This is a genomic window from Prochlorococcus marinus XMU1402, from assembly GCF_017696205.1.
Classification (GTDB): Bacteria; Cyanobacteriota; Cyanobacteriia; order PCC-6307; family Cyanobiaceae; genus Prochlorococcus_A; species Prochlorococcus_A marinus_AC.
Genome location: NZ_JAAORD010000001.1, coordinates 884891 through 908651, shown reverse-complemented (window position 1 = coordinate 908651; position 23761 = coordinate 884891). Strand labels below are relative to the sequence as shown.

General features: G+C 28.5%; 32 protein-coding genes, 1 tRNA gene and 1 pseudogene. 11 read left to right on the top strand and 23 right to left on the bottom strand.

Annotation, left to right across the window (positions count from 1 at the left end; translation table 11 throughout):
• The first annotated feature begins 54 nt into the window (after positions 1–54).
• Positions 55–765: a TerC family protein gene (locus HA141_RS05180; protein WP_209117557.1), complete on the top strand. Its 711-nt coding sequence runs from the start codon at positions 55–57 to the stop codon at positions 763–765.
• Here HA141_RS05180 and fmt read toward each other — a convergent pair.
• The 10 genes from fmt to HA141_RS05130 form a co-directional block, all read right to left on the bottom strand.
• On the bottom strand, positions 762–1748 hold the full coding sequence (gene fmt, locus HA141_RS05175; RefSeq protein ID WP_209117555.1) for a methionyl-tRNA formyltransferase: 987 nt from the start codon (positions 1746–1748) through the stop codon (positions 762–764). The two genes, HA141_RS05180 and fmt, sit on opposite strands and share 4 nt — an antisense overlap.
• A complete protein-coding gene (locus HA141_RS05170; protein WP_209117554.1) occupies positions 1745–3097 on the bottom strand; it encodes a TldD/PmbA family protein in 1353 nt (450 codons plus the stop codon). The genes fmt and HA141_RS05170 overlap by 4 nt, the downstream gene beginning before the upstream one ends.
• 3 nt (positions 3098–3100) lie before the next feature.
• Positions 3101–4525, bottom strand: a complete 1425-nt coding sequence (locus HA141_RS05165) for a TldD/PmbA family protein (RefSeq protein ID WP_209117552.1) — start codon at positions 4523–4525, stop codon at positions 3101–3103.
• 31 nt (positions 4526–4556) lie between these two features.
• A complete protein-coding gene (acsF, locus tag HA141_RS05160) occupies positions 4557–5741 on the bottom strand; it encodes a magnesium-protoporphyrin IX monomethyl ester (oxidative) cyclase (RefSeq protein WP_209117550.1) in 1185 nt (394 codons plus the stop codon).
• 80 nt (positions 5742–5821) lie between these two features.
• Entirely contained in the window at positions 5822–6388 is a 567-nt protein-coding gene (locus HA141_RS05155; protein ID WP_209117548.1) for a DUF2996 domain-containing protein, read from the bottom strand.
• 59 nt (positions 6389–6447) lie between these two features.
• The gene (locus HA141_RS09765; protein ID WP_306822733.1) at positions 6448–6711 is read right to left on the bottom strand and encodes a hypothetical protein; all 264 of its coding nucleotides are present in this window, start codon (positions 6709–6711) and stop codon (positions 6448–6450) included.
• A gap of 242 nt (positions 6712–6953) precedes the next feature.
• On the bottom strand, positions 6954–9176 hold the full coding sequence (locus HA141_RS05145; protein ID WP_209117543.1) for an RNB domain-containing ribonuclease: 2223 nt from the start codon (positions 9174–9176) through the stop codon (positions 6954–6956).
• Between the two features lie 72 nt (positions 9177–9248).
• Positions 9249–9560, bottom strand: a complete 312-nt coding sequence (locus tag HA141_RS05140) for a TMEM165/GDT1 family protein (protein WP_209117541.1) — start codon at positions 9558–9560, stop codon at positions 9249–9251.
• Positions 9561–9887 carry a TMEM165/GDT1 family protein gene (locus HA141_RS05135; RefSeq protein WP_209117539.1) on the bottom strand — a complete coding sequence of 109 codons (327 nt, stop codon included), beginning with the start codon at positions 9885–9887 and terminating at the stop codon, positions 9561–9563.
• A complete protein-coding gene (locus HA141_RS05130) occupies positions 9884–10231 on the bottom strand; it encodes a YkgJ family cysteine cluster protein (RefSeq protein WP_209117537.1) in 348 nt (115 codons plus the stop codon). The genes HA141_RS05135 and HA141_RS05130 overlap by 4 nt, the downstream gene beginning before the upstream one ends.
• Positions 10232–10406: 175 nt before the next feature.
• On the opposite strand from HA141_RS05130, the gene HA141_RS05120 reads away from it, so the two are divergent.
• Together HA141_RS05120 and HA141_RS05115 are read left to right on the top strand one after the other, a co-directional pair.
• A complete protein-coding gene (locus HA141_RS05120; protein WP_209117535.1) occupies positions 10407–11168 on the top strand; it encodes an HAD-IA family hydrolase in 762 nt (253 codons plus the stop codon).
• A complete protein-coding gene (locus tag HA141_RS05115; RefSeq protein ID WP_209117533.1) occupies positions 11155–11481 on the top strand; it encodes a DUF565 domain-containing protein in 327 nt (108 codons plus the stop codon). The genes HA141_RS05120 and HA141_RS05115 overlap by 14 nt, the downstream gene beginning before the upstream one ends.
• Positions 11482–11484: 3 nt before the next feature.
• Here the strand turns inward: HA141_RS05115 and HA141_RS05110 are convergent, their stop codons facing one another.
• Complete coding sequence (locus tag HA141_RS05110; RefSeq protein WP_209117531.1) at positions 11485–11655, bottom strand: 50S ribosomal protein L32; 171 nt, start codon at positions 11653–11655, stop codon at positions 11485–11487.
• Positions 11656–11786: 131 nt separating this feature from the next.
• Between HA141_RS05110 and ftsH the strand changes: the two genes are divergently transcribed.
• Complete coding sequence (ftsH, locus tag HA141_RS05105; protein ID WP_209117529.1) at positions 11787–13541, top strand: ATP-dependent zinc metalloprotease FtsH; 1755 nt, start codon at positions 11787–11789, stop codon at positions 13539–13541.
• An 806-nt stretch (positions 13542–14347) separates the two neighbouring features.
• Here ftsH and HA141_RS05100 read toward each other — a convergent pair.
• Positions 14348–14932 carry a peroxiredoxin gene (locus HA141_RS05100; protein WP_025881525.1) on the bottom strand — a complete coding sequence of 195 codons (585 nt, stop codon included), beginning with the start codon at positions 14930–14932 and terminating at the stop codon, positions 14348–14350.
• 303 nt (positions 14933–15235) lie between these two features.
• On the opposite strand from HA141_RS05100, the gene HA141_RS05095 reads away from it, so the two are divergent.
• The gene (locus HA141_RS05095) at positions 15236–15394 is read left to right on the top strand and encodes a hypothetical protein (RefSeq protein ID WP_209117527.1); all 159 of its coding nucleotides are present in this window, start codon (positions 15236–15238) and stop codon (positions 15392–15394) included.
• A gap of 6 nt (positions 15395–15400) precedes the next feature.
• On the opposite strand, the gene HA141_RS05090 is transcribed toward HA141_RS05095, so the two are convergent.
• Positions 15401–15622, bottom strand: coding sequence for a hypothetical protein (locus tag HA141_RS05090; protein WP_209117525.1), 222 nt, complete (start codon positions 15620–15622; stop codon positions 15401–15403).
• Between the two features lie 62 nt (positions 15623–15684).
• On the bottom strand, positions 15685–15855 hold the full coding sequence (locus HA141_RS05085; protein WP_209117522.1) for a hypothetical protein: 171 nt from the start codon (positions 15853–15855) through the stop codon (positions 15685–15687).
• A 192-nt stretch (positions 15856–16047) separates the two neighbouring features.
• On the opposite strand from HA141_RS05085, the gene HA141_RS05080 reads away from it, so the two are divergent.
• Positions 16048–16224 (top strand): hypothetical protein, encoded by a 177-nt coding sequence (locus HA141_RS05080; protein ID WP_209117520.1) that lies wholly within the window; start codon positions 16048–16050, stop codon positions 16222–16224.
• 629 nt (positions 16225–16853) lie between these two features.
• Here the strand turns inward: HA141_RS05080 and HA141_RS05075 are convergent.
• Positions 16854–17006 (bottom strand): hypothetical protein, encoded by a 153-nt coding sequence (locus HA141_RS05075; protein WP_209117518.1) that lies wholly within the window; start codon positions 17004–17006, stop codon positions 16854–16856.
• A gap of 77 nt (positions 17007–17083) precedes the next feature.
• Here HA141_RS05075 and HA141_RS05070 point away from each other — a divergent pair, with 77 nt between their 5' ends.
• The 3 genes from HA141_RS05070 (at position 17084) to HA141_RS05060 (ending at position 18258) form a co-directional block, all read left to right on the top strand.
• Entirely contained in the window at positions 17084–17449 is a 366-nt protein-coding gene (locus tag HA141_RS05070) for a hypothetical protein (RefSeq protein ID WP_209117516.1), read from the top strand.
• A gap of 270 nt (positions 17450–17719) precedes the next feature.
• On the top strand, positions 17720–17872 hold the full coding sequence (locus HA141_RS05065; protein WP_209117514.1) for a hypothetical protein: 153 nt from the start codon (positions 17720–17722) through the stop codon (positions 17870–17872).
• Entirely contained in the window at positions 17869–18258 is a 390-nt protein-coding gene (locus HA141_RS05060; RefSeq protein WP_209117512.1) for a hypothetical protein, read from the top strand. The genes HA141_RS05065 and HA141_RS05060 overlap by 4 nt, the downstream gene beginning before the upstream one ends.
• Positions 18259–18281: 23 nt before the next feature.
• Here HA141_RS05060 and HA141_RS05055 read toward each other — a convergent pair whose 3' ends face one another.
• A complete protein-coding gene (locus HA141_RS05055; protein WP_209117510.1) occupies positions 18282–18431 on the bottom strand; it encodes a hypothetical protein in 150 nt (49 codons plus the stop codon).
• Positions 18432–18662: 231 nt separating this feature from the next.
• Between HA141_RS05055 and HA141_RS09700 the strand changes: the two genes are divergently transcribed.
• Positions 18663–18794 (top strand): hypothetical protein, encoded by a 132-nt coding sequence (locus HA141_RS09700; protein WP_257472966.1) that lies wholly within the window; start codon positions 18663–18665, stop codon positions 18792–18794.
• 257 nt (positions 18795–19051) lie between these two features.
• Here HA141_RS09700 and clpS read toward each other — a convergent pair.
• The 5 genes and pseudogenes from clpS to HA141_RS05025 form a co-directional block, all read right to left on the bottom strand.
• A pseudogene (gene clpS / locus HA141_RS05045) lies at positions 19052–19338 on the bottom strand (ATP-dependent Clp protease adapter ClpS).
• Positions 19339–19404: 66 nt separating this feature from the next.
• A tRNA-Met gene (locus HA141_RS05040) sits at positions 19405–19478 on the bottom strand.
• Positions 19479–19507: 29 nt separating this feature from the next.
• On the bottom strand, positions 19508–19990 hold the full coding sequence (locus HA141_RS05035; RefSeq protein WP_209117506.1) for a tRNA (cytidine(34)-2'-O)-methyltransferase: 483 nt from the start codon (positions 19988–19990) through the stop codon (positions 19508–19510).
• A gap of 2 nt (positions 19991–19992) precedes the next feature.
• Complete coding sequence (locus HA141_RS05030) at positions 19993–20544, bottom strand: bifunctional adenosylcobinamide kinase/adenosylcobinamide-phosphate guanylyltransferase (protein WP_209117504.1); 552 nt, start codon at positions 20542–20544, stop codon at positions 19993–19995.
• 19 nt (positions 20545–20563) lie between these two features.
• The gene (locus HA141_RS05025; RefSeq protein WP_209117502.1) at positions 20564–20875 is read right to left on the bottom strand and encodes a fusion glycoprotein F0; all 312 of its coding nucleotides are present in this window, start codon (positions 20873–20875) and stop codon (positions 20564–20566) included.
• A 111-nt stretch (positions 20876–20986) separates the two neighbouring features.
• Here HA141_RS05025 and HA141_RS05020 point away from each other — a divergent pair, with 111 nt between their 5' ends.
• Positions 20987–21613, top strand: coding sequence for a cofactor assembly of complex C subunit B (locus HA141_RS05020; protein WP_209117500.1), 627 nt, complete (start codon positions 20987–20989; stop codon positions 21611–21613).
• Here the strand turns inward: HA141_RS05020 and lptC are convergent.
• On the bottom strand, positions 21610–22233 hold the full coding sequence (gene lptC / locus HA141_RS05015) for an LPS export ABC transporter periplasmic protein LptC (protein ID WP_245157281.1): 624 nt from the start codon (positions 22231–22233) through the stop codon (positions 21610–21612). The two genes, HA141_RS05020 and lptC, sit on opposite strands and share 4 nt — an antisense overlap.
• Positions 22217–23761 (bottom strand): methionine--tRNA ligase, encoded by a 1545-nt coding sequence (gene metG / locus HA141_RS05010; protein WP_209117498.1) that lies wholly within the window; start codon positions 23759–23761, stop codon positions 22217–22219. Before metG ends, lptC begins: the two co-directional genes overlap by 17 nt.

Here is a 23761-nt window from a genome sequence, read left to right as displayed (position 1 = left end):
TACAAATAACCGATCCATTATATTAGATTTTATACTGATTGTGAATAATATTCGATGGATTCAGCCGCAATAAATTCATTTATACCAACACTAGATCAGGTAGACAGTTGGTCCGAAATTTTTACACTTTTACCAATATTAATTGCTCTAGAATTATTATTGTCGGCTGATAATGCTGTCGCACTAGCTTCTCTTACTAAATCCCTCGACAGTACAGAATTAAGGTCAAGAGCCTTAAATATTGGCATAACAATATCTTTATTATTTAGAATTATTCTTATCATATTATCCAATGTTCTTCTAAAATTTATTCTTATTAGGGTTTTTGCTGGTTTTTATTTAATATACTTATTTTTCTCTAATGTTTTTTTAAATTCAGATATTGAAAACGCTGAAAACGGGTCAGATATTAATAAAAAAAATTTTAAGTTCTTAAGGGTTGTAGCGCTTCTTTCAATTACTGATTTTGCATTTTCCATTGACAGTATTACTACTGCAGTAGCTATCAGCGATCAATACATTTTAATTATTTTTGGAGCAGTAATTGGGGTATTGGCATTAAGATTTACCTCGGGGATTTTTCTAAAACTTCTCGATATATTTTCTAGATTAGAAACAGCCGGTTACGTAGCGATTTTAATTATTGGGATTAAGCTTTTACTAAATACTTTAATTAAAGAGACTATTCTTCCAGACTATTATTTTTATATTTTGATTATTTTTGCTTTTATTTGGGGATTCTCTAAAAAAGAATCTAGAACTTAGTCAGAGAGATATTCACCTACTTTTGGCTTTAACTGTTGTATCAATTGATTTTTGCTGGATATATTTTTGCCTTCAAGTTTTGCTTCTAACAAAATAATCGGATCAGTTTTAGTTGAAATTATTATTCCTTCATTTTCTATGACAGCAAGAATAATACCAGGCCTTGAATAATTGCTGATGAAAAGGGAATTTTCATTTTTAATTTTATCACTACTCAAAACTTTGATTTTAATTATTTTTAGGTTCTTACCTTTAAATGTTGTATTTGCTCGTGGGTATAAAGCTTTTATTTGTCGAGAAATTATAATTGCCTCATTACCCCAATCAACTTTAAAGTCTAATTTTTCAATCATTCTTGCGTATGTAACTTCTCTTCCAAGAGTATATTGTTTTGTTAATTGAGTATTAATTTTTTTTTTAATATTATCTTCAAGTAAAGATGTGGCATTTAAAAATAATTTTGCAGATAAATTACTAAGTTTTCCTGTAAGTGTATTTAAATTATCATTATCATCGATTTTAATTTTTTCTTCCAACAATAAGTCTCCAGTATCTAGTCCCTCATTCATTTTCATAATTCCTACTCCAGTAAATTCATCGCCTTTCATTAGGGACCATTGGATTGGAGCAGCACCACGCCATCTTGGCAGTAATGAAGCATGTGCATTCCAACAACCAAGTTTTGGAATTTCTAATATCTCTTTGGGTAAAATTTTCCCATAAGCAATAACAATAAACAAATCACAAGATAGTAATTTAAGTTCATTGATAAATTGTATATTACCCCTTATTTTTTCTGGAGTAAAAATTTTTATAGATTCTTGCTCGGCAAATCTTTTAACTGGTGAAGATATTAATTTACTTCCTCTAGATCTTTTCTTATCCGGTTGGCTAACTACTGCAATTACCTCGTGTTTAGATTTATTAAAAATATCAAGGCTCGCAAGAGAATATTCAGGTGTACCCCAGAATATAATTTTCACGCGTCGCCAGTTATTGACAATTCATCTACCCATATATGTGGAGAAATCCCACTGGTTGTTACCTCCTGTTTTGATTCGATATTTATGATATTTTTCAAAAGATATTTAATATCCCCAGCAACAGTTGCAGATTCAATTGAAATTTTTGTGCCGTTTTTATAAAGCCATCCATCAAATGGAAGTGAAAATGAGCCTTGACTTGCTCTGACACCTGCATGGATTGCATTTAGCTCTTCAATATAAACAAATTCTCCCTCATAAGTAGTGTGATCTAATGATGTTTTGAGATCAAAGTTTTCCTCTGATTTCTCAACTACTATCCAATCTGGAGATACTGAAACTTTTGATCCTAGTCCAGCGTGGCCTGTGGGGATTGTGTTAAATATTCTTGCAGTTGATTCAGAATGTATAAAATTTTCAATTTTCCCTCTGTTAATTAAACATAGTCTTTTGGTAGGGGTTCCCTCTCCATCAAATGGTGATGAAGAGATATTCTTTTCGTGAAGACCATCATCATAAATATTAAGTGCTTCTGTAGATAGCTTCTCTCCAATAGAATTTTTATTAGATAAACTCACTCCATCTAAAATGCTTCTAGCATTAAACATTGAACTAAAGGCATTTATGATAGTTAAAAATGACTCTGGGGAAAAACATATTAAATATTTATCAGTTTTAACAGATGAATAATTTAAATGAGAAATTGTTTTATTAGAAGCTTCTTTAATGCACAAATCTATATCTATATCTTCTACTCCATATCCAAGTTTTACGGAACCTGAGCTACGGGGTTTTTTATTGTTCTCTTCTGCTCTTGCATATAAATAAAGTGCAGCTTGACTTTTGGTATAACTCCGATAGGCACCATCACTATTTGCGTAAACTCTTTCATAAAAACTCTCAGATAGACCATTATATGGAACAGATTTTATAGATTCATGACTATCTAACAATTTTACTTCTGCTTCTCTTAAAAGCGTAAGTAATTTTTTAATTCCAACAGGATTTCTTTTTTTTGTGTCCTTAGCTTCAATAGGATCCTTGGCTAGTGGTGAGAATTCAGTACTTTCATTCTTGTTGCCAAAATCAGATGCAATATTTGCTTGATTAAGAGCCTTTTTAATACCAGATTCACTGATATCACTTGTTGTTGTAATACCAACTAAATTAGATTCGTTCCAAACTCTTAAAGTTAAAATTTGCTTTTGTGAAGCCTTAAGTTGTTTAGCCTCACCTTTATCTACTTGCACAGAATAATCATTAGAAAAGCTCGCACCATAATCCCATTTTTTAAGATTAAGGAAATCTGCAGCTTTAGAGATTTGAGTTGTAATTTCTCTTGAATTCATTACCTATCTTCCGCCTACTGTGATTGAATCAACCTTTATATGAGGTTGGCCAACAGTTACGTTGACACTCCCACTAATAGATCCACAGAATCCAGGAGCTAATTCGAGGTCATTTCCGCACATTGATATTTTTGGCATAACTTCTTTAGCTTCACCAATCAAAGTTGCTCCTTTTACTGGATTAGTTAATTTTCCATTTTTAATAAGATATCCTTCTTCTACCGCAAAATTAAATTGACCTGTAGCACCTACACTGCCACCACCCATTGATTTGCAGTAAAGACCATCACTAATACTATTGATTAAATCCTCTTTGGAGTGCTCACCTTTAGCTATATAGGTATTTCTCATTCTTGAAGCTGCAGCAAAAGAATAATTTTGTCTTCTTCCACTCCCTGTTCTTTTATGGCCAGTTCTTAATTCACCTGCCCTGTCTGAAATGAATTTTTTTAAAATTCCTTTTTTAATAAGAACTGATTTTTCTGGTTCCATGCCTTCATCATCTACTGATAATGAACCAAAGGATCCTTCAGATATCCCTTCATCAATTGCTGTTACAGATTCATGGGCAATTTTTTCATTTAATTTATTCTCAAATGGCGTTGTACCTCTCTCTATTTGAGTAGTTTCAAGTAAATGACCGCAGGCTTCGTGGAATATAACTCCCCCAAACTTATTAGCTAATACAACAGGCATTTGTCCCGCATCAACATAATCTGCATACAACATATTCATTGAACTTTCAAACACATCATTAGCTGCTTTTTCGTGATCCCATAATCTGAATTCATTAGGCATTCCTGAAGATCCAAATCTTCTACTTCCACTAGATTTGTATTGGGCATCACTAGCAATTACGTTTAGTCCAACTGTTTGATGCAACCTTATATCTGATGCATAGGTTCCATCGCTAGAGGCTATAATTACTTCTTGCAGATTTCTTGAGTAACTTGCTTTTCTAGTTATTATTTTATTATTCTGTTTTAATGACTTCGTACTGACTAATAGTTTTTCACTTATTTCATGAATTGATGGGACTTCATAAATCCATTTTTTTTTGGATAAAGTATAGTCCCTATGCCTATTTAAACCGTTAAATCCCCCCCTTTGTTTGTTGTCTGTAATGTCTAACATCTCTATAGCTTGAGATACTGATCTCATCAAGCCATGCTTTGTTAAATCATTTGTACTTACAAATCCATCCTTTTTTTCTTTAAAGATTCTTATACCAGCACCCTTTCCAAATGATGGACTTACACTTGTAATAAAGTCTTCTTCAGCTAACACACTTGAGTTGTCAGTATTCTCTATAAATATTTCAACAAAATCAGCACCAAGTCCAATCCCATAGAAAATAATCTCTTCTAATAAATCTTTATTGCAATTACCAAAAACGATTTCATTTGATTTGATTCGTGACGAAAGCATATGAGTCTATAAATCTTCTCTCTATTAAAGATTATCTAATCGAAGGTTGGAAATCTTTACTATCAAGAGGTTTTAATAAGTATAGTCTCAATAACTGGTAACCGTTTGATAAATATTTAGGTAATTTTTTAAAAGTTTTAGATACTGTATTTCCCTCACTGCTTGCAATATCGGAAAGAATCCTGTTATTCTCTACAATTTTATCTAATCTTCCATAAAAAGATTTATCATAAACATCTAGTACAACAGGAAAAACCCTAGCAGAAGTTTCATTTGTTTTGTTAATAACATATTGGTCGTAATCTCTAGCATCTAATCCTAAGGAAGTGTAGAAATCTTTTTTTATTCCTAAATCTCTTAGATACATAGTTGCAAAAACAGCTAATAAGAAGAATCTTGACCACAACCTATTAGTTAAAGGAAGGTTATTCAAGTAGTATCTAAATCTATGAAAATAATCAAAAATTGGATGATTTAGGGTGAAACTAAATTTAAAGATTTTTATATCGAGCTTATTACTTATTGATTGGACAGAACGAGGTTGTGCTTTAATCAAGGCATCAAAAAAGTCTCCGTGTCTGTTCTCATCTTGACACCAACGTTCAAAATAATTGAAAAGTGGAAAAATTTTGCTTTCTGGATTTTTTTCAAGATGTCTATAAATCGCTATGTATCTCCAATATCCAATTTTTTCCGATAAATATGTTGCGTAAAAAATACTTCTTGGATCAAAAAAAGTATATTCTTTGCTTTTGGTTAAGAAGCCAAGATCTAACTGTAACCCGAAATCACTCATCGATTTATTCAGGAAACCTGCATGCCTAGCTTCGTCTCTGGCCATATGGGCAAAACATTCGGCAAGAAGAGGGTTTTTGTCTTTAATCCTTTTGCTAAGTTCCTTATAGAGTAAAAATCCTGAAAATTCTGAAGTGCAACTTCCTTCTAGAAAATCTATAAAGAGTTCTCTCGTCTCAGGTTCTAATTTTTCTGCAGCACCTTCAAATTCACTATTTCTTACAAAATGATGCCTATTATAATCTTTCCTAAATTCCTCGCATATAGCCTCTAATTCCTCTTTATTAATTGAAAGATCCATATTGGCCATCGCGTCAAAGTCTGTTGTATAAAACCTTGGAGACAAAATTGTTTCCTTAGCAGGTACCTTTCCATTATTTATTTCTTTTTTATTTTTTGATTCAACAGTAGATTGAGCCATTTTTTATTTGGTTTATTAATACTATTATTTACTATGATTTGTATTTTCGAGGGAAAAGTTAACTTGGTGTTATTGTTTTTCTAGTTAACTCCTATTAACTTTTGTCCATTCAATCTTTGAAGAACTCGTGAAATAATTAATTTTAAGGTAATTCTTTTTTCGTCAATAAGAAAAGATTCAATAATACTTGGTTTTTGATTAGGTTTTGATAAAGAAATACTTTTTAATGAACTAATGTCATCCTTCTCAAAGGATAACCAAAAGTTACATGTATCTTTTATTTCACAATTTATTACCCAACATTTATCTCCAGCAATAGGTCTATTTGTGTTAGTGAGGTTAATATTGTTTATTTCTAATCCTCTTTGATTAATTTCCTCAGTAAGTGAAGGAATTAGGTGTATATTAATAAACTCTTGGAAAGGCTTTTTCTCTACTGGGAGTTCTTTTTTGGGTTTTGTTGTAGGTTCTTCGGGAGTATTAATTTCATTTTTTAGAACAACTTTAGTATCAGAATCAACATTATTTATATCCATATTGACAACTTCTTCTGATTTAGGTCCTTTTATTTCCTCAGAATTTGATTTAGTAGTGTTGTCAGATATTTCTTTATTTAATTCATTATTTTTGTTTAAATTTTCTTCCATAAAAAAAATAATTTATCCTATTATAAATTAAAAAAACATTTTTTAATTAATTTATTTTTCTACCAATCATTATCAGCATTATCCCAGTCATCTTTAATATCTTGATTTGAATAATTTCGATCTTTTTTTAAATTATTATCATTCATATTTTTAATTACTCTGTAATTGACAGAAATTGTTGGTTGAGTTTCTCTAATATCTCTTTGTGGTGGCATCTCAACGTTTGGTTCCATATCTTCATCATTACTATTAGATACAAAATCATCTTCCACATTTTCGTAATTATTTTTTCTGAAACCACTGCTAGTTATTGTTGTATTCAATAGAGTACTTATAAATAAACCAGAAAAAAATGAAATGCTGATTAATTTTCCTATTCTTACTTCTTGGAGAGTCCATTTAAAGTATCTAAATGAAGTCTTCTGATTATTATTTGTATATAATAAAATTTGAAAAATTACTATAAAAAAAAGAGTTAATAATAAATATTTTTTCTTATACATAATTCTTAAAAGTTATCTTAAATTTTTTTGGTTAATATTTTCATAATATATTTTATAAAAATTTATGTTAATTCTAAATCAATTTGATATTTAAGAATATCGACTTTTATAATTTTGACTTCTATTGCATCTCCAACTTTATATGATTTTTTAGATTTTCTTCCAATCAATAGATTTTGCCTTGATCTATATTCATACCAATCATTATTAAGAGTGCTGACATGTACTAAACCCTCTACATTTAGTTCTGATATCTCAACAAAGAAACCATATGTTTGTACTGATAATATAAACCCACTATAAATATTACCTAGAGATTTTTCTGCTTTTCTTACTTTTTTTATATTTATCATATTAGATTTATATTGGTTAACTTTGTACTTATTTTCATTAAGTTTATCTATTATAAAATTGTTAAATAATATTTCTAAATTCTTTGAAATTGATGAATTAAATATATCCCAATTTACTAAGTCTAATGAATTACTTTCCGATATATTGATCGCATTAATATTATTTTTCTTTGATTTCTTACCATTTATTATCATATTAAAAATACAGTACTGATTAATAAGATTAGAGAAGTCATATCCTGGAATTGTCCATGGAGAAATAAATAGTTTTTCTGATTCATCATTATTAGGATTTTTAGAAACCAAACTTATTTCGTTGTCCTTGAATTCATTAATTAGAAGTTTATGTAAGATTCTTTTTTTATCATCATCGCTACATAATTTAATTACTTGACTAAATGATAAATTGCCATCTTCATTAAGCTCTATTTCATTATCAATAAATTCTGAATATTTGATGATTTCATTTGCATTAACGTAATCTATTCCCTTTGAGATATATCCTGCGCTTTTTAAGCTATATTGATTTGAATGTTTGAACCATATTAAATTAGCTTCATATAGTATTGGTGAAAGGTATGTTTGGCAATCTTCTTTATTTAATGTTTGAAAATATTCTTTTGAATATTCAGCTGGATTGTGAATAAAAAATTCTTCTAATAGTTCTGTTTTGTTAATTGGAGCAGGAATTTCAACCTTACCCAACAACAGATGTTTTTGTCTGAATGAACATGATATTTCCAGTATTTTATCTAAATCTTCGATATATTCCTTTATAGGTTTTAATACCCGAGAGGTTATTCTTGTTTTACTTTTTCTAGATAGAAGGGCGTTAGTATGATCACTTGAAACAATAAGAGCACATTTCACTAAAGTAAGATGAAATGACCAATCAATTATTTCATTATCACTATTTAAATGCAAACAGAGGCTAATTGCTTCATTATTTTCATCAAATTTAAATTCAGAATCTTTTCTTATGGCTTCACTAAGGTAGTTTTGCCAATCATTTAATAAGGGAAATGATTCGAAGCCATTAAATAATATTTCTAGAGATTTTTTACTATTAAGATCTACCCTTTCTGCAACATTATTTGTATGTATCCATAACTTAGTACTTTTATTTTTTTCTTGCTCTATTTGAATCATTGGGAGCATCGGAGAATTATTAGAATTCCAACTTTTGAATAAATAAGAGTTTTTATCTGTGAGGTCTATCCTCTCCCTTTTTTCAATTTTTTTAGATTCAATATTTTTTAAATTGTATGATTTAACGATATTGCTTTTAGATAAAACAAAGTCTGTATCATTTTCCTCGTTATTGTTTAGTTTTAGTTCTTGTATCACATGACCTTGCCCTTCTTCTTGACCTATGGGAAATCTATCAATCTCAACTTTTACTATATTCTTATTGTCTGGTTTGAAAGTGTATTTTTTATTCTCTTCTGGAAGTTTTATTTTAGAAAGGATCCTATCGTCTATTGGGATAGCATATACATCATTGTTTATTGTTTCAACTTTAGAAAGAAGTATTTGATTTGATCTTTCAAGAATACAATCAACTATTCCCTCAGGTGATCTTCTTCTATAACCCTCTTTTATTATCCTTACAAAAACTTTATCTCCGTTCCATGCATAGTTAAGTAGATTTTCTTTGATGTAGATATCTTCTTTGTCTTTTCCCCTTACAGCAAAGCAATAGCCTTTGCTACTACATCTTATTTTAGCAACAAGATGATCACTATCTTTTATGAAGGTATATTCATCATCTTCATTTTTATTAATTATTTCAAGTTTTTCTAAAGCTGTTAAAGCAATACCTAATTTATCCTTATCAGATTTCTTTGTTATTTTTAATAATCTGCATAATTTTTTATATTCTAACCCTTCTGACTGATTAAGATTATCAATTATTGAAGAAGATGAGAACATGATCTAAATGAAATTATAAATTAAATTAGAGGTATACACTTTATTATTACACCTAATTATCCAAGCTTAAAACTAATTATTTTCTTTCTGATCTTTTATTTCTTTTTCGATGGTGAAAGAGTTGATAAAAAGCCTTATGCCAATTATAAAAAATGTAATAGAGGCTATTGACTTAAGAACTACTTCTGGTAAAAAACTTGAAATAGAACCGCCTGTTAAAGCTCCTAGTAAACTTGCAAACACAAGTGCTGAAGAAGATCCTAGAAAAACAGCTAATGGTTTATTTGAAGTTCCGCTTATAGTTAAAGTGGCAAGTTGAGTTTTGTCACCTAATTCGGCTATGAAAACGGTTAGAAATGTTGATAGTAATAAACTTAAAATCATTTATAAATAATTTTTGAATGTTTCATAAGCTAAAAAAATACTTATCAATATCATTAATGCTCCAGTAAATAAAGCAAATTTGCTAGGAGATATTTTTTTTGATACCCATTTACCAATAAGAACTCCTACTATACTAGAGCTTATTAATGCAAGAGAACTTCCAAGAAAAACAATTATTGGCTTGCCCGATTCAGCAGAAAGCATTAATGTGGCTATCTGAGTTTTATCGCCCAGTTCAGCAATAAAGATTGTTGTAAAAGTCGTTATAAATATAGAAAAAAAACTTTTTTCTATAATTTTTTCTTTTTCTTCTAATTTACTATTCATTTTGCTGAAACAGCAATTCTAAAAGTTTTCATCTCTTTACTTTGGTATCCATAATTTGATGAAATATGTTGTTTGCAGCAATCTATTAAAAATTTGTCGCCAGATTTCAAATATTCTTTAAATGCAGTCGAAAATTCATTTACTCGGCAAAAATGTGGCCTGGTTTCATAAATTAAGCATTTTTTATTATCTCTATCAAGGTTTTTACACCAACCGTCTTTGGCGGTCATCGAATTTATCAAAGCTATATCTTCTTTGTTAAGTTTGTCCGCCAAATCGCTTCTTTCGTTCAAGTCGAATTTACAACAAGCTCCACAATTTTCTATGCATGTCCATGATTTCATAATTTAATTCAATCTTGTAACGTATCAGTACAGTTTTGTCATTTATTTGTAAAAATAGTATCACAAAACATATTCATTATCATGGCAACACTTATTCCTTTAGCTGTAGTTGCGTTAGCAGGACCAGCAATTATTGCACTTGTATTTTACCGTAAATAAAAGAAATTCTTTTTTGGTGAAATATCTTGAGGGTGTTTATTGGGATTTAGATGGTACTATCGCAAATACAGAGTTAGAGGCTCATTTACCTGCTTTTAATAATGCTTTCAATGACCTTGGTATTAATTGGAATTGGGACACTAATAAATATATAAAGCTTTTGAAGATAAATGGAGGCAAAAATAGGATAGCTTATTATGCTAAATCGAATAATTATGATTTCTCAGAAGATTTAATTCTCAAAATTCATGAAAAAAAACAGTTTCATTATTTGGAAATTATAAAAAAAAATTGCGTTAGTTTTAAAACTGGTGTTTTTAGATTAATAAATGAACTACATAGAAAAAAAATAAGACAATTTATTGTTACTTCAAGTTCAAGAAATCAAGTTGATCTACTTGTTGAATACCTTTTTAATGGGTTCAATCCTTTTGAGTTTATTATTTCAAGTGAAGACGTTGAATTGAAGAAACCTAATCCATTACCTTATTTAAAGGCAATTCAATTAAGTGGTATAAACAAAAATAACTCAATTGTTTTCGAAGACTCAAATCCAGGATTGAAATCTTCCTTAGGAGCTAACTTACCTACCATTTTTGTTCCTTCAAATATCCCAATTGTTCTTGATGAAAATATTAGATTAGATTGTATTTTAGACAGTCTTGGAGATGAGAATAATGTGGCAAATGTAATTAAAGGCCCTAAACTAAAAAAATCATATGTTGACTGTAGCTTTCTAATTGATTATTTATTGTCTTTTAATAATGCAAAAAACTAATTTTTCAAGAATTACTTACAAGTTAAATAATTTATTTTTTGGGTTTCTAAGTGATACTTGGAGAACAAAATCTATTGGTCTAATTTCTGTTTTGACAGGTTATTTTTTGTTCGCCAATTTTCTAACAAAGTTTATATCTGAAGGTAAAAATGAGTTGATTATGGTTCCAATAATTATTGTTTTTATTGAAATCATTATAAGAATTAAGCCTTCCTCTAACTCAAATTTTTATTATGTATGGACCGTAGTTGATAAATTAAGGATAGGTGCAATTTATGCAATTGTACTTGAGGCATTTAAATTAGGATCTTAAAAGCTATTCTTCTTCTTCGTCTTCAATAGGGTAAACAAATCCTTGAGCTTTCCCAGTTAAAACTGATTTACCTAAAGATATAGCTTTTTGAGCTGCCATTGCTGCCTTCCCTTTCCAAACAGCGTGCCTTTGGTTCCTTTTGCTCTTTGATTTTTTCTTCTTTGGTACAGCCATTCTGTTTCTTTATTTCCATATATTAATATAACCCTTAACTGGTTATCTCCAAAACTTTTGAGTATATTTTGTTTATATACGTCAATTTTTCAAATAAGCATATATGCTTTATTAATCACTTGTAAAAATTAGTGTTTAGATCAAAATTCTCATATTCAAATTCTAAATCAAGTTATTCGGATCTTCTAAAGGATATAGAGACGGGAAAAATAGAATCAATATTTTTTTATCCGAGACAGAGAGAAATTGATGTTTTGTATAAAAATGGCGATAAAATTAAAATTCCTATCCTTTACAACGATCAATTAATCATTGAAAAGGCTACTGAAAATAAAGTTGATCTCACTATAAATAACAGTAGAAAAGATGCTTCAGCTGCTAACAAGTTCGCTTCAACAAGTCTTTTCCTGATTTTTATATTAGCTATAGTCTTAATCTTGAGAAGTACATCGAAATTGGCTTCCAGAGCCTTTGGTTTTTCTAAAAATCAAGCTAAATTTGTAACTATTGATGATGTAGAAACGAGATTCGATGATGTAGCTGGTGTTCCTGAAGCAGCTGAGGAATTAAAAGAAGTAATAACTTTCTTGAAAGAACCAAAAAAATTTGAAAATCTTGGAGCAAAAGTTCCTAAGGGAGTTCTTTTAATTGGTCCACCAGGAACGGGTAAAACATTATTGGCTAAAGCAATTGCCGGTGAATCAGGAGTCCCTTTTCTCTCAATATCGGCATCAGAGTTTGTAGAACTTTTTGTTGGTGTTGGAGCAAGTCGTGTGCGGGATCTATTCTCTAAGGCTAAGGAAAAATCTCCTTGTATAATTTTTATCGATGAAATTGATTCTATTGGTAGGCAAAGAGGGTCTGGTATTGGAGGTGGTAATGATGAGAGAGAACAAACTCTCAATCAACTTTTAACTGAATTAGATGGTTTTGCTGATAATTCCGGGATTATTGTTTTAGCTGCAACAAATAGACCAGATATTTTGGATGCAGCATTATTAAGACCAGGTAGATTTGATAGAAAAATTGAAGTAATGCTTCCAGATTTAGACGGAAGAAAAAAAATTCTTTCAGTTCACTCACTTTCCAAACCACTTTCAAGCGAAGTTGACTTAGGATATTGGGCTTCTAGAACAGTTGGATTTTCGGGAGCAGATCTTGCAAATTTAATGAATGAGAGTGCTATTCACTGTGCAAGAGATGAATCTAAAATAATCAGTGATCTTCATATAGAAAATGCTCTTGATAAAATTACCATTGGCCTGAGAAGTTCATTAATAACTTCTCCTAATATGAAAAAAATTATTGCTTATAACGAAGTAGGCAGAGCGATTGTATCTGCTGTGAAAAATGGAATTGAATCAGTTGATAAGATTACGATTTTACCTAGATCAGGATCTTTAGGAGGATATACAAAAATTTCCCCTGACGAAGATGTAATTTCTAGTGGCTTGATTTCAAAAAAATTATTATTTTCAAAGATTGAAATTGCTCTAGCTGGAAGAGCAGCAGAAACTATAGTTTTTGGTGAAAGTGAAATTACACAATGCTCCTTAAATGATATCTCTTATGCGACAAATATTGTAAGGGAAATGGTTACGAAATATGGATTTTCAATTATTGGTCCAATTTCAATGGATTCTGGCAATAATGAAATGTTTTTAGGAGATGGATTATTTAGAAGAAAGCCCCTCATCGCAGAAAATACTAGTTCTAGAATAGATAATGAAATCATAAATATTTCTAAAATTTCATTAAATAATTCAATAAAAATATTGAAAAATAATAGAGCTTTACTTGATAAATTAGTTGATATACTTTTAGATAAAGAAACTATAGATAAAAAAGTTTTTAAATTAACAACTTATAAATTGTTGAAAGTTTGATTTAATTGTTTTAAATTAAAAAAAAATTTAATATTTTCTTGATAATTAAAAACAATACAACGAAATTATTAGTTACATTTTCATTTTTACTTATTCTTCCATTTGTACAAAAACAATGGTTTAATTTGTATTCATTAAATATAAAAGATATTTCCTTTTATTCAATCCTTTACTATTTGAGCGGCATTATATGTCCATCTTTGGTGTGTTTAAACTCTTTAAAAAACTATACAAACTATAATTTTAACAAGAATAAACTTCATACTAAAAATATAATCAAAGGAAAAAAATTATTATTCTTAGTAGCAATAAATTTAATATTTCTCTCTTACTTTATAGCTGATTATTTATATATAAATTTTGATCTTATATTTAATTTATTTCTTGGAGGAATTAATGTACCAAAACTGGAAATTCTACAGTTAAGTCTTTTCATTTTTTTAATTTCTATTTCATTAATTTTTAAGAAATCTAGGTTTTTATTAAAAAAAATAATATTGGTAAATTTTATTTTGATTTCTCTTTATCTTTGGCATTTTCAAATTAATAATATTAGCGTTGATGATCAGTTTCATATTTATAGATATTTTGGTTTAAATGACTTAAATTTGATTAATCTATTTATCTTAGTCGCCATAGAAATTTCTTTTTTTTCGTGGTCTTTTCTATCATATAAAACTAATTTAAGCGATTGGATGGTCCCTAAACCTCAAAAAGGGGATGTTATCCCCTTTTTGAATATGTTTATTTTTTATATTTTTATAATTATTTACTACTCGATACTTACTTGAATGTTTCTAACCCTTCTATAGCGCAGAAAAATATTCCTTACTACCTTTGGGGTCCTCTAACATTGTTTTCTCCCCTGGAGTCCAGTTTGCTGGACATACTTCATCTGGGTTTGCTGCAACGTATTGATAACCTTGGAGAATCCTTAGTGTTTCATCAACATTTCTGCCTACTGGTGCTTTGTTAACAGTCGTATGCATAACTACTCCTTCGGGATTGATTAGGAATAAACCTCTATCTGCCTCTCCATCATCATTAAGAACATTGTACGCTTGGCAAATTTCTCTTTTTAAATCAGAAACTAACGGATAGTTAATATCACCTATTCCACCTTCATTTCTTGGGGTTTGTATCCAAGCCAAATGACAGTGTTTACTATCAACTGATACTCCAAGTATTTCCGTATTAAGTGCCGAGAAATCTTGGTATCTATCACTAAATGCAGTAATTTCAGTTGGACATACAAATGTAAAATCTAGTGGGTAAAAGAATAAAACAACCCATTTACCTCTTAGACCTGAAAGTGTAATCTCCTTAAACTCTTGATCATATACTGCTGTAGCACTAAAGTCTGGTGCTTCTTGGCCAACTCTTAAGCTCATGAAAAAATTTGTCCTTATTTAAATTATTTATGGTCTGAAAGACCGTAATAAGTATTATAATTTTATTAATAATGAATTAGCAAGTTTTTTTTTAATTCAATGAAATGGCATTATTCCTTTACTAAGAAATTTACAATTTTGAATCATAATAAACTTTTAAAAAATCTCAAAAAGGAGTTAATTAAATATCCCATTAACAGGCTTGACAATAATAAATCGAATTAAATGAAATTCAATTTTATTTAAGATTCCTTTAAATTCAACTCTCTATAATTAGTAAAATTCTTATCAATATTTTTAATTATGGCTAAATATATAGAAAGACTTAAGGATAAAGTTAAAATAAAAAAATTTGATTCTAATCAACCAATTGGAGCTTGGATTTTCGTAATAGTATTGAATATAGTTGGTTTTGCCGGTTATTTTTACTTAAAGGCAAATCATATACAACTAGGTAGTTAAAAAAATTTATTTTATTTCCTTTTTAATTGAGCGACAAAAATTATTTAGTCTTTCATTTCTCGTTAAGTCGGGTAAAGTCCATATTGACTCTGTTTCAGGTATTGGATCTTTGCTCCATTCTTTAAATTCTTCCATTATTGAAGCATGATTCAATTTTGAAGTAAATTTTTTTCGTTTTTTAAAATATTTTCTTATTACTGTTAGATTTGCCTCAATATATTCCCTCATAATAAATAACTATACTTACATTAATTTACCATCTAGCAAGTTCTGTTTAAAGAAAAAATTTATTATACGTTTTGTACTGCTTGAAAAAGTCCAAACGAATAACCCCCTATTAAAATCCAGCCAAGTACACTTGATATTATTGTGGATCTTCTATTGTGTCTTCTAATAGCTGATTCAATCATTTCATTAACTTCATCTCTATTAAGATATTCATTCCTATGGTTTTTTTTCATTTTTTTTCTTTTACAATAAACGAATTTATAAGAAAGTGAGCTTTAGATTTTTTCGGCAGCGAGATTTTTCTATTTAATTATTTTTATAAATGTTTTTTATTTAGCATTTAATATATTATAAAATTTTAAGAGTAATTTTTAAAACTTTAAGATAAAGTATTTGAATTTAAGTATCATATTTTTATACAAACAATGAATATTAATGATAAATCTGTTTTGGAAATGCTTAATAAACTTATTGCTATGAATAGGCTTAATAAAACTCAAATTCTTCAAATGGTTAATTTAGTTTCAATATCAAATGATATCAATGATTTAAAAGATAATTTAAAATGGGAAAATTCAAAATCATTTCATCAAGATATTTAAAATATGTAATCGCTTTATCAGAAAATTATGAATTCTTTAAATTTAAAGTATAGATAAATAATAGTTACATGAATTAATTAACAGTTTCTATAAAAAAATAATTAAAATAAGTTTTCAAATAAATTTTTGATAATAAGTTTTCTTGTATGAAACTTTCTCTTGATTACTATAATTAAGTGTTTTATTATCCTTGCTAATTGATTTAATTAATATTGTAGAAGTAATGATGATCATTAATATGATTATTAAATCTCCAACTGTAATGCCTCTCTCCTTAAGATTCATAATAGGGTATATATGTTGTTTAAATATAACCTTTTTTTTTTAAATAAATTAATTAATATAGTTTTACAAACATGCTAAAAATATATATTAAGGAAATATAAAATAAATATAAAAAATATAAGACTATAACCATTTGAGTCATATAAAAAATATAGATGAATAATTTATATGGATTTCAAAAAAAAGATTAGTAGTTCTAGCACTCCTAATTTTTTCTCTAAAGAGATGATTATCACAAAAAAATCTCTTAATGAAAATCAACTCAAATTTACTTATCAAAAACAGCTAATCTCAGATCTAGATTATAAGCACAAAGAATGGTCAAAATCTATTGACCGCGAGTTTTAAAAGCTTTCGTTGATTATATTTAGAAGTTTATTTCTTTTATTTGTATTTTTCTCTTCCCAATGAAGTGTTACTTCATCATTAATTATAGGTTTTGCTTCATAAGCCAGGTACCAAAGAATAAATCCGGCAGGAAATATTAAAATATGCATAGCAAAAATTAGTTGACTTAAATCAAATATAGTGCAACACTTGTAATGCGCAAGTGTGACACTAATTTTTTAATATTATGCCCTCTCCGAGGAAAAGAATTGGTTTTTTACCAAGTGAAGAAATTCATGAAATTATAGAAAAATTGTGCGCAGCTAATGAATTTAGTCAGTCAAAAGTCACAGGTTTATTGGTCGAAGAGGCTTTGAGGTCTCGAGGAGTATTGAATGAATCTTTTAGCTCAAATAGTCAAGAAAAAAATGAATTTACAAATCTTTTCTTTAGAAAAGAAAAATTATCAAAAAATAATAAATCTATAGGTAATTGTGACGACTATGCAGTTAATAAAAAAATATTATCTGATGATATCAAAATGATGCATGAATTTATTGAGTTTAAGTACTTTAAAAAAGTCATGAAGCAAAATAACAATATTTTAGAATAAATAGTGTCACACTTCTATTGTATAGACCATATTTTTTTAATAATATTTAGAAATTAAGCAATAATAAATATTTGAGAAACTATTGCTAATCAACTTACTTAAAGAGGTATCGTAAAATAAATTGAATCTTTAAAATTCAGCGGACTAAATCCTCGTGGAGATATGAACCTTAGCCCGCTTCAAAAAAATAGCAATAAAAAAATATAAATACAATAAAGTATGTAAATTTACTTTTGATCTAAAATTGCAATATTAAAACTCTAAATCTTAATGGCAGTAACTGAATTAAATGAAGACACACAGGATCAAATTTTTGATCTTCTTGAAAATCTTCAACAAATGGAGAAACTTAAAAATAAAGATATACGAATTTTGCTTGATAAGATAGTTAAAAAATATGGAGGAAAAGTATTAAATAAATGAAAAGCTTACTAATTCCACTCCTAGCTTTTCTTACTTTACCAAATGTTGTATTTAGTTCCCATTTGTATAATCAAAGAGAACTTATAGTCACTACAGAAAGTACAGAGGAATCTATTGAGTTAGCAAAATACCTAAATAAAAATGGTGTAGTTAAATATTCAGCATATTGGTGTCCTAATTGCCTTAATCAAAGTGAACTATTTGGTAAGCAAGCTTATAATGAACTTAATGTAGTTGAATGTGCAAGAGATGGTATAAATAGTAAAACTCAAATATGCATTGATAAAAAAATTCAAGGGTTTCCTACATGGGAAATAAATGGAAAACTAATTTTAGGTGTACTTTCACTAAAAGAATTATCAAAGTTGACTGGATTTAAGTATTAAGAAACAAGTTAAAAGTTATTTGATTAAATATTAAAAGTTAATTCATGAATCCCTTTCGTACACCCTCCTGTTGGATAATTTACTACTTTTTTTGATATTAATCCAATACTAATGGAAACTATTCCAATACATAATAAAGCTCTGGATCTTTTGCTTACCATTAGATATTTCATTAATTATCTATAATAAATTAAAAAAGTAATTATAGTATTAATTCATAGATTTTTTTGATTTAAGAGGAAATAACAAGTATCGCTAAATCTATTTTTTTTTTTTTTCAAATATACTTATGAATTTAATATAACTTAAATATCTTTAAACAATAAATTCTTATTACCTTCTTTCAGTTTTTATAGTTTTTATTTGACAGTCTTTTTATAATTAATATGAGACTATCCTTTTTTATGGAAGATAAAGGAATTAATGTAACTCAAGGAATGGCTTTGCTACTTTTGAAGCCACTAAATTTACCCGCTAATTATGTCTTAAATCTGATAATTTACATAACAAATCCTAGTAATAATATTGGTTATTAAGATTCTTTCCGAACTGGTTTTGCTCTCCTCCAACCTTGAGTGATTAACTAGTTCCATTTATATCTAGCTGTATCAACTTTGAATTCTTCTTTGTTTGACATAAGGGGTGGTTCTTTTCCTAAAACATTATTAATTCTTAAAGAGTCAATAATCATATATTCAAAAATTCATCTTTATTTTGCTAATTCTTTGAAAATCTTTTAACCCTTGAAAGGTTCAAATTTGTAACCAAAAAATTTCTGCCAATCTAATTATTTTTATGTTTTCTCGATCGGAGCCTTTTTAATCCTTTTCTGAATAGTTGCTCATGATACAACTCTGCCTGTTCAAGATTACCTCTCCAAACTTCCGCCGATCCTGTCTTGTCAATTTTGATGGTATGATCCCACGCCTTTTTTCGACTCATGCCTGGGATAATTGTCAGAAGGCAGTTCGCGACATGTTGAAAAGTATTAAAACTATCATCAAGAACTATTACTCTAGCTTCTGGATATTTTGCTTTAGATTTCTTTTTATCTAAGACTGTACTGAGTGGATTAAACATTACTTTCTGTACTAGTTTAAGTCAATTAAAAATTTCACCTAAATTCTTCAATCAAAAGTATTAAAATGTCTCGAGCGTGACTTGAACACGCGACCTGCGGGCTATGAATCCGCCGCTCTAACCAGCTGAGCTACCGAGACATGGGAATATTGTAAGGCATTGGTTGTACTTAATTAGTATATTGAAAATTTATTTGTTTATGGGCCTCATATATAGCGATACCGCATGCTACGGAAAGATTTAGACTCCTAACACCTTTTTGATCATTGTTTCTAGTTTGTAAATTTGGCATAAATATTGATATTAAAATGTCACTTTTATCAATAATGCAATCTGGTAATCCCGAATCTTCCCTCCCAAAAAGTAAAATATCATCTTTATGAAATCTAAAATCCTTTAGATATATCCCATTTTTTTTACTAAAAGAGATTATTCTTTTTTTTTCTTTCGATGCAAGGAATTTGTCAAAATTCCCATACTTATTAACAGTAACTAGAGGCCAATAATCTAATCCTGCTCTTTTTAAATATTTATCTTCTAGTTTAAAACCTAAGGGCTCTATGAGATTTAAAGGTATATTAAATGCAGCACATGACCTGGCAATATTACCAGTATTTTGAGGGATTCTAGGTTCAAAAAGAGCGACTTCCAATTTTAAGTAGGTATTTCCATGCTTATTTCATCTATTTTGATTGCTCTACCGTTTATTGTCAGCCAATTATCTTTTGATATTTTAGTTATTCTCTTTTGAAGCTCGCCGATTCTTTCAATATAGGTATTACCAATTTTATATTCAGAGACCAGACTCCAACCTACTTGTTCGCCAACAATAAATGTTATACTTTTTCTTTTCATTAAAAGATTTATAAGTAAATTCATCTTCGTTGACCATTCATTATTTTCTTTCCCAATACTTTCCATAACAAATCCGCCAATAGAATCTATTAATAATGGGCCATCTTCCTTACTTAATACATTTAATAGATCTGTAGTTTCTATTAATTTCCAATCATTGGGCCTTCTTTTTCTATGTGAATTAATTTTTTCTTGCCATTCTTTATCATCAATATTTTTTTCAGATAAGGCAATATATGATATTTGTTTTACTTTTTTTGCTAAGTGTTCTGCGAATTCACTTTTGCCACTCTTTGTTCCTCCAGTAATAAAAATAATGTTAGATATATTATCTCTGATAATTAAATCCACGGAATATTTAAAATTTCTATTATTTAGAGAAATACCACCATGTTGCGAGGGGAATAATTGTGGCAGCAATTAACAGACCAATAACTATATATGTAGCAGTTGAACTCTCAGTATCTTTTGATCTCATAGTGTTAAAGTTTGGATCCACTACAGGGTTGTCAATGGATGAAGGTTGACTTTTCTCGTAATTTATAATTGTCTTCTGTTGAGTAATACCAAAAAATTTGTTCATACCATTAATTTCTTTTGCGTATGTATTCGAGGGAATAAGAATAAAAATTAAGCCAACAAAAACAAGCGAAAGTATATATTTATTGATGTTTAAGTTCATTTTGGGGGGTTTTGGTTAATTATATATTAAAAACAATATGTTTGAGTCATTTTAAATGTACTAAACAATATAATATTTGCATAATTTAAATAGAATTAACATATTTAATATATGGAATTCAATGGGAAATCATTAATATTAATCGGTGCAATACTCTTTATTTTTCAGATAGCAAATTTCATTTCAATTGAAATAATTACTCCTGAGCTTGAAAGAGCTCAAGTATTAGCTGCAATAGGTTCATTAATTATTATTTTGATAGGTTTTTTATTTAAACAATTCGAACCTTTAGCTGGTGAGAAAGCTGATTTAAAAGGAGAAAATAAGTTTTTCTTCGATAGAAACATGCCAGATGAAGTTATTCATGAACTTGCTTGGGGCTCTGAAGCGATATTAACTTCTACAGCAGCAGCAACAATATTAATACATAATGATGGCACAAATATATTAAGAAGAGGAATTACTTCAAGTAATGAGTTTAAACCTGGAGAAACTTGTCTGAGATCAATAAAAGATATGAAATTAATATCTTTGGCTAACACTAAATTTTATCCTGGAAGAGATGAATTTTTTAATTTTTGTGCTGATATTCCATCTATCTTAGTTGTACCTATAAATAATAAGGCTTTTATATTAATAGGAGGCTGGAGCACTAAATGTTTTACTAAGTCGGATGAAAAATGGATATATAACTGGTCGAAAAAAATTAATAATATTCTTTCAAAAAATAAAATTTAAAAATAAATTATTGATTTAACTTTTTTATCTTTTGCTTTAAAACTTACTGATTCAGTATTTAAGTTGTAGTAGGCATTTTCTGAATTTATTTCATATTTATTATCGTTATTTTCATCTTTTACTATATATTTTACTGGATTGAAAAATTCAATTATGTTATCTGAACCCAATATGGCTTTTCCTGAATTTAAGATAATATTTTTGTTTTCAAATCTTATATTACCCTTTAATAGATATTTAGTCTTTTCTATATTCCAAATAAAATTATCAGCATATAAAATATCCTCATCTTTTTTAAGAGTTTTTAATTTAACGTTTCCTTTTAATTCCAAGAGTTTATTGTTGTTTGATAATGTGGATTCTTCTGAACTAATAATATATTTAGTTTTTTCCCCATTAAAAATATTTATGATAGGTTTTTTTAATTCGAATTTTAATTCAACATTGTCGTAACTTGAATTTGGACTTGTAATTGAATATATTTTATCTCCTCTTTTAGAGAAAATATTCATATTTAAACTGTCTACTTTTTGTATTAGTTTATTTTCATCATTTATATTTTGAGTACAACCAAGTATAAAAAATGGTATGAAAAATATTAATCTATAAATGTTGCTCATACTCAAGCTTATTTATTATTGGACTGGGTTTAGGAAGACTAGAGTTGCAAACTAATAATCCCCAATTTAATTGTTTTTTCCAAGGAATTTCTTCTCTGTATATAGAACCTAGTTGTTCATTAATTTTTGAAGATAAATCGGGCAATAAAGGTAGTAATAATAATCCTATTATTCGGGTACTTTCTAAGACGTTATAAATAATTTCTTTAACTAGAGGTAGATTCTCTTTCTCTTTTATTAATAGCCATGGTTGATTATCATTCAAATACAAATTTGTATTAATTGCTAGGTTAAGTACTTCATTAGCTGCTAGATCTAATTTGTAGTTATCAAAGTTATAAATATAGTTTTCGACTGCAATTTTGGTAGAGTTCTCTAATTGATTTTCACTTAAAATTTTTTCATTATTTGGCACTTTATTATCAAACCATTTTCTAGACATAGATGATGTTCTATTTAATAAATTACCAATTGTATTAGCTAAGTCATTATTGATAATGTCAACAAATCTTTTATCTTGAAAATCTCCATCATTTCCTAGTGATATGTCTTTGATGAGGTACCACCTTACAGGATCATTTCCATAATTTTTAAGCAATAAATCAGGGTCGAGTACATTTCCTAAGCTTTTACCCATTTTTTGTCCTTCTCTTGTAAGAAACCCATGCCCAAAAACTTTTTTAGGGACTTTCATTTTCGCAGAAATGAGCATTGCGGGCCAATATACAGCATGGAATCTCAGAATATCTTTACCAATTAAATGAATATCAGCTGGCCATCCTCCATTAATTGATTTGTCCAATGAATTTTCTGTCGCATCAGAACTGATGGCACTTACATATCCAAGTAAAGCATCAAACCATACATAAAAGGTATGATTATCGTAATCAGGGACAGTTATTCCCCATGTGACATTTGTTCTTGAAATTGAAAAATCCTTTAAACCTCTAGAGACGAAATTTATAATTTCATTCTTTCTTTCTATTGGCTCTATAAAAGAAGGTTCGTTGATTAATTTCTCAATTTCTTTTTGATATTTCGATAGCCTAAAAAAAAGATTCTCTTCATTTTTCCATTCTAGATTTTTTTGATGTATTGGGCACTTGTATGTTGATGAGTTTTCTGGATTATCTTTAAATTCCTCACAACCTACACAATACCAACCTTTTTGAACTCCCATGTAGATGTCATCAGATTCTTTTACTCTTTCATAAAATTCATTAACAACAAATTCATGATCTTTTGAGCTTGTCCTTATAAATTTATCAAAAGATATATTCCATTTTTTCCAATTAACATTAAAAACTTCTGAGATTTCATCACAATGTGATTTTGGTTTAATACCCTTTTCATTAGCTGTTCTTTGTATTTTTAAACCATGTTCATCTACACCAGTGATGAAAATAACATCTTCACCTATAAGCCTTTTGTACCTAGCTATTGAGTCACAAATTATTGTTGTATATACACTTCCTAAATGAGGTTTATCATTAACATAGTATAAAGGGGTAGTAATGACAAAAGTCAT

Excerpts from the sequence above, each read along its gene's own strand:
- HA141_RS05025 (WP_209117502.1), bottom strand. The coding sequence starts at position 20,875 with ATGAACTTAAACATCAATAAATATATACTTTCGCTTGTTTTTGTTGGC.
- HA141_RS05165 (WP_209117552.1), bottom strand. The coding sequence starts at position 4,525 with ATGCTTTCGTCACGAATCAAATCAAATGAAATCGTTTTTGGTAATTGC.
- metG (WP_209117498.1), bottom strand. The coding sequence starts at position 23,761 with ATGACTTTTGTCATTACTACCCCTTTATACTATGTTAATGATAAACCT.
- HA141_RS05180 (WP_209117557.1), top strand. The coding sequence starts at position 55 with ATGGATTCAGCCGCAATAAATTCATTTATACCAACACTAGATCAGGTA.
- HA141_RS05090 (WP_209117525.1), bottom strand. The coding sequence starts at position 15,622 with ATGAGGGAATATATTGAGGCAAATCTAACAGTAATAAGAAAATATTTT.
- HA141_RS09700 (WP_257472966.1), top strand. The coding sequence starts at position 18,663 with ATGGAAGATAAAGGAATTAATGTAACTCAAGGAATGGCTTTGCTACTT.
- HA141_RS05155 (WP_209117548.1), bottom strand. The coding sequence starts at position 6,388 with ATGGAAGAAAATTTAAACAAAAATAATGAATTAAATAAAGAAATATCT.
- HA141_RS05130 (WP_209117537.1), bottom strand. The coding sequence starts at position 10,231 with ATGAAATCATGGACATGCATAGAAAATTGTGGAGCTTGTTGTAAATTC.
- HA141_RS05170 (WP_209117554.1), bottom strand. The coding sequence starts at position 3,097 with ATGAATTCAAGAGAAATTACAACTCAAATCTCTAAAGCTGCAGATTTC.
- HA141_RS05080 (WP_209117520.1), top strand. The coding sequence starts at position 16,048 with ATGAATATTAATGATAAATCTGTTTTGGAAATGCTTAATAAACTTATT.
- HA141_RS05140 (WP_209117541.1), bottom strand. The coding sequence starts at position 9,560 with ATGATTTTAAGTTTATTACTATCAACATTTCTAACCGTTTTCATAGCC.
- acsF (WP_209117550.1), bottom strand. The coding sequence starts at position 5,741 with ATGGCTCAATCTACTGTTGAATCAAAAAATAAAAAAGAAATAAATAAT.
- HA141_RS05055 (WP_209117510.1), bottom strand. The coding sequence starts at position 18,431 with ATGAAATATCTAATGGTAAGCAAAAGATCCAGAGCTTTATTATGTATT.
- HA141_RS05060 (WP_209117512.1), top strand. The coding sequence starts at position 17,869 with ATGAAAAGCTTACTAATTCCACTCCTAGCTTTTCTTACTTTACCAAAT.
- lptC (WP_245157281.1), bottom strand. The coding sequence starts at position 22,233 with ATGAGCAACATTTATAGATTAATATTTTTCATACCATTTTTTATACTT.
- HA141_RS05100 (WP_025881525.1), bottom strand. The coding sequence starts at position 14,932 with ATGAGCTTAAGAGTTGGCCAAGAAGCACCAGACTTTAGTGCTACAGCA.
- HA141_RS05110 (WP_209117531.1), bottom strand. The coding sequence starts at position 11,655 with ATGGCTGTACCAAAGAAGAAAAAATCAAAGAGCAAAAGGAACCAAAGG.
- HA141_RS05065 (WP_209117514.1), top strand. The coding sequence starts at position 17,720 with ATGGCAGTAACTGAATTAAATGAAGACACACAGGATCAAATTTTTGAT.
- HA141_RS05070 (WP_209117516.1), top strand. The coding sequence starts at position 17,084 with ATGCCCTCTCCGAGGAAAAGAATTGGTTTTTTACCAAGTGAAGAAATT.
- HA141_RS05145 (WP_209117543.1), bottom strand. The coding sequence starts at position 9,176 with ATGTTCTCATCTTCTTCAATAATTGATAATCTTAATCAGTCAGAAGGG.
- HA141_RS05135 (WP_209117539.1), bottom strand. The coding sequence starts at position 9,887 with ATGAATAGTAAATTAGAAGAAAAAGAAAAAATTATAGAAAAAAGTTTT.
- HA141_RS05095 (WP_209117527.1), top strand. The coding sequence starts at position 15,236 with ATGGCTAAATATATAGAAAGACTTAAGGATAAAGTTAAAATAAAAAAA.
- HA141_RS05115 (WP_209117533.1), top strand. The coding sequence starts at position 11,155 with ATGCAAAAAACTAATTTTTCAAGAATTACTTACAAGTTAAATAATTTA.
- HA141_RS05075 (WP_209117518.1), bottom strand. The coding sequence starts at position 17,006 with ATGCATATTTTAATATTTCCTGCCGGATTTATTCTTTGGTACCTGGCT.
- HA141_RS05085 (WP_209117522.1), bottom strand. The coding sequence starts at position 15,855 with ATGAAAAAAAACCATAGGAATGAATATCTTAATAGAGATGAAGTTAAT.
- HA141_RS05020 (WP_209117500.1), top strand. The coding sequence starts at position 20,987 with ATGGAATTCAATGGGAAATCATTAATATTAATCGGTGCAATACTCTTT.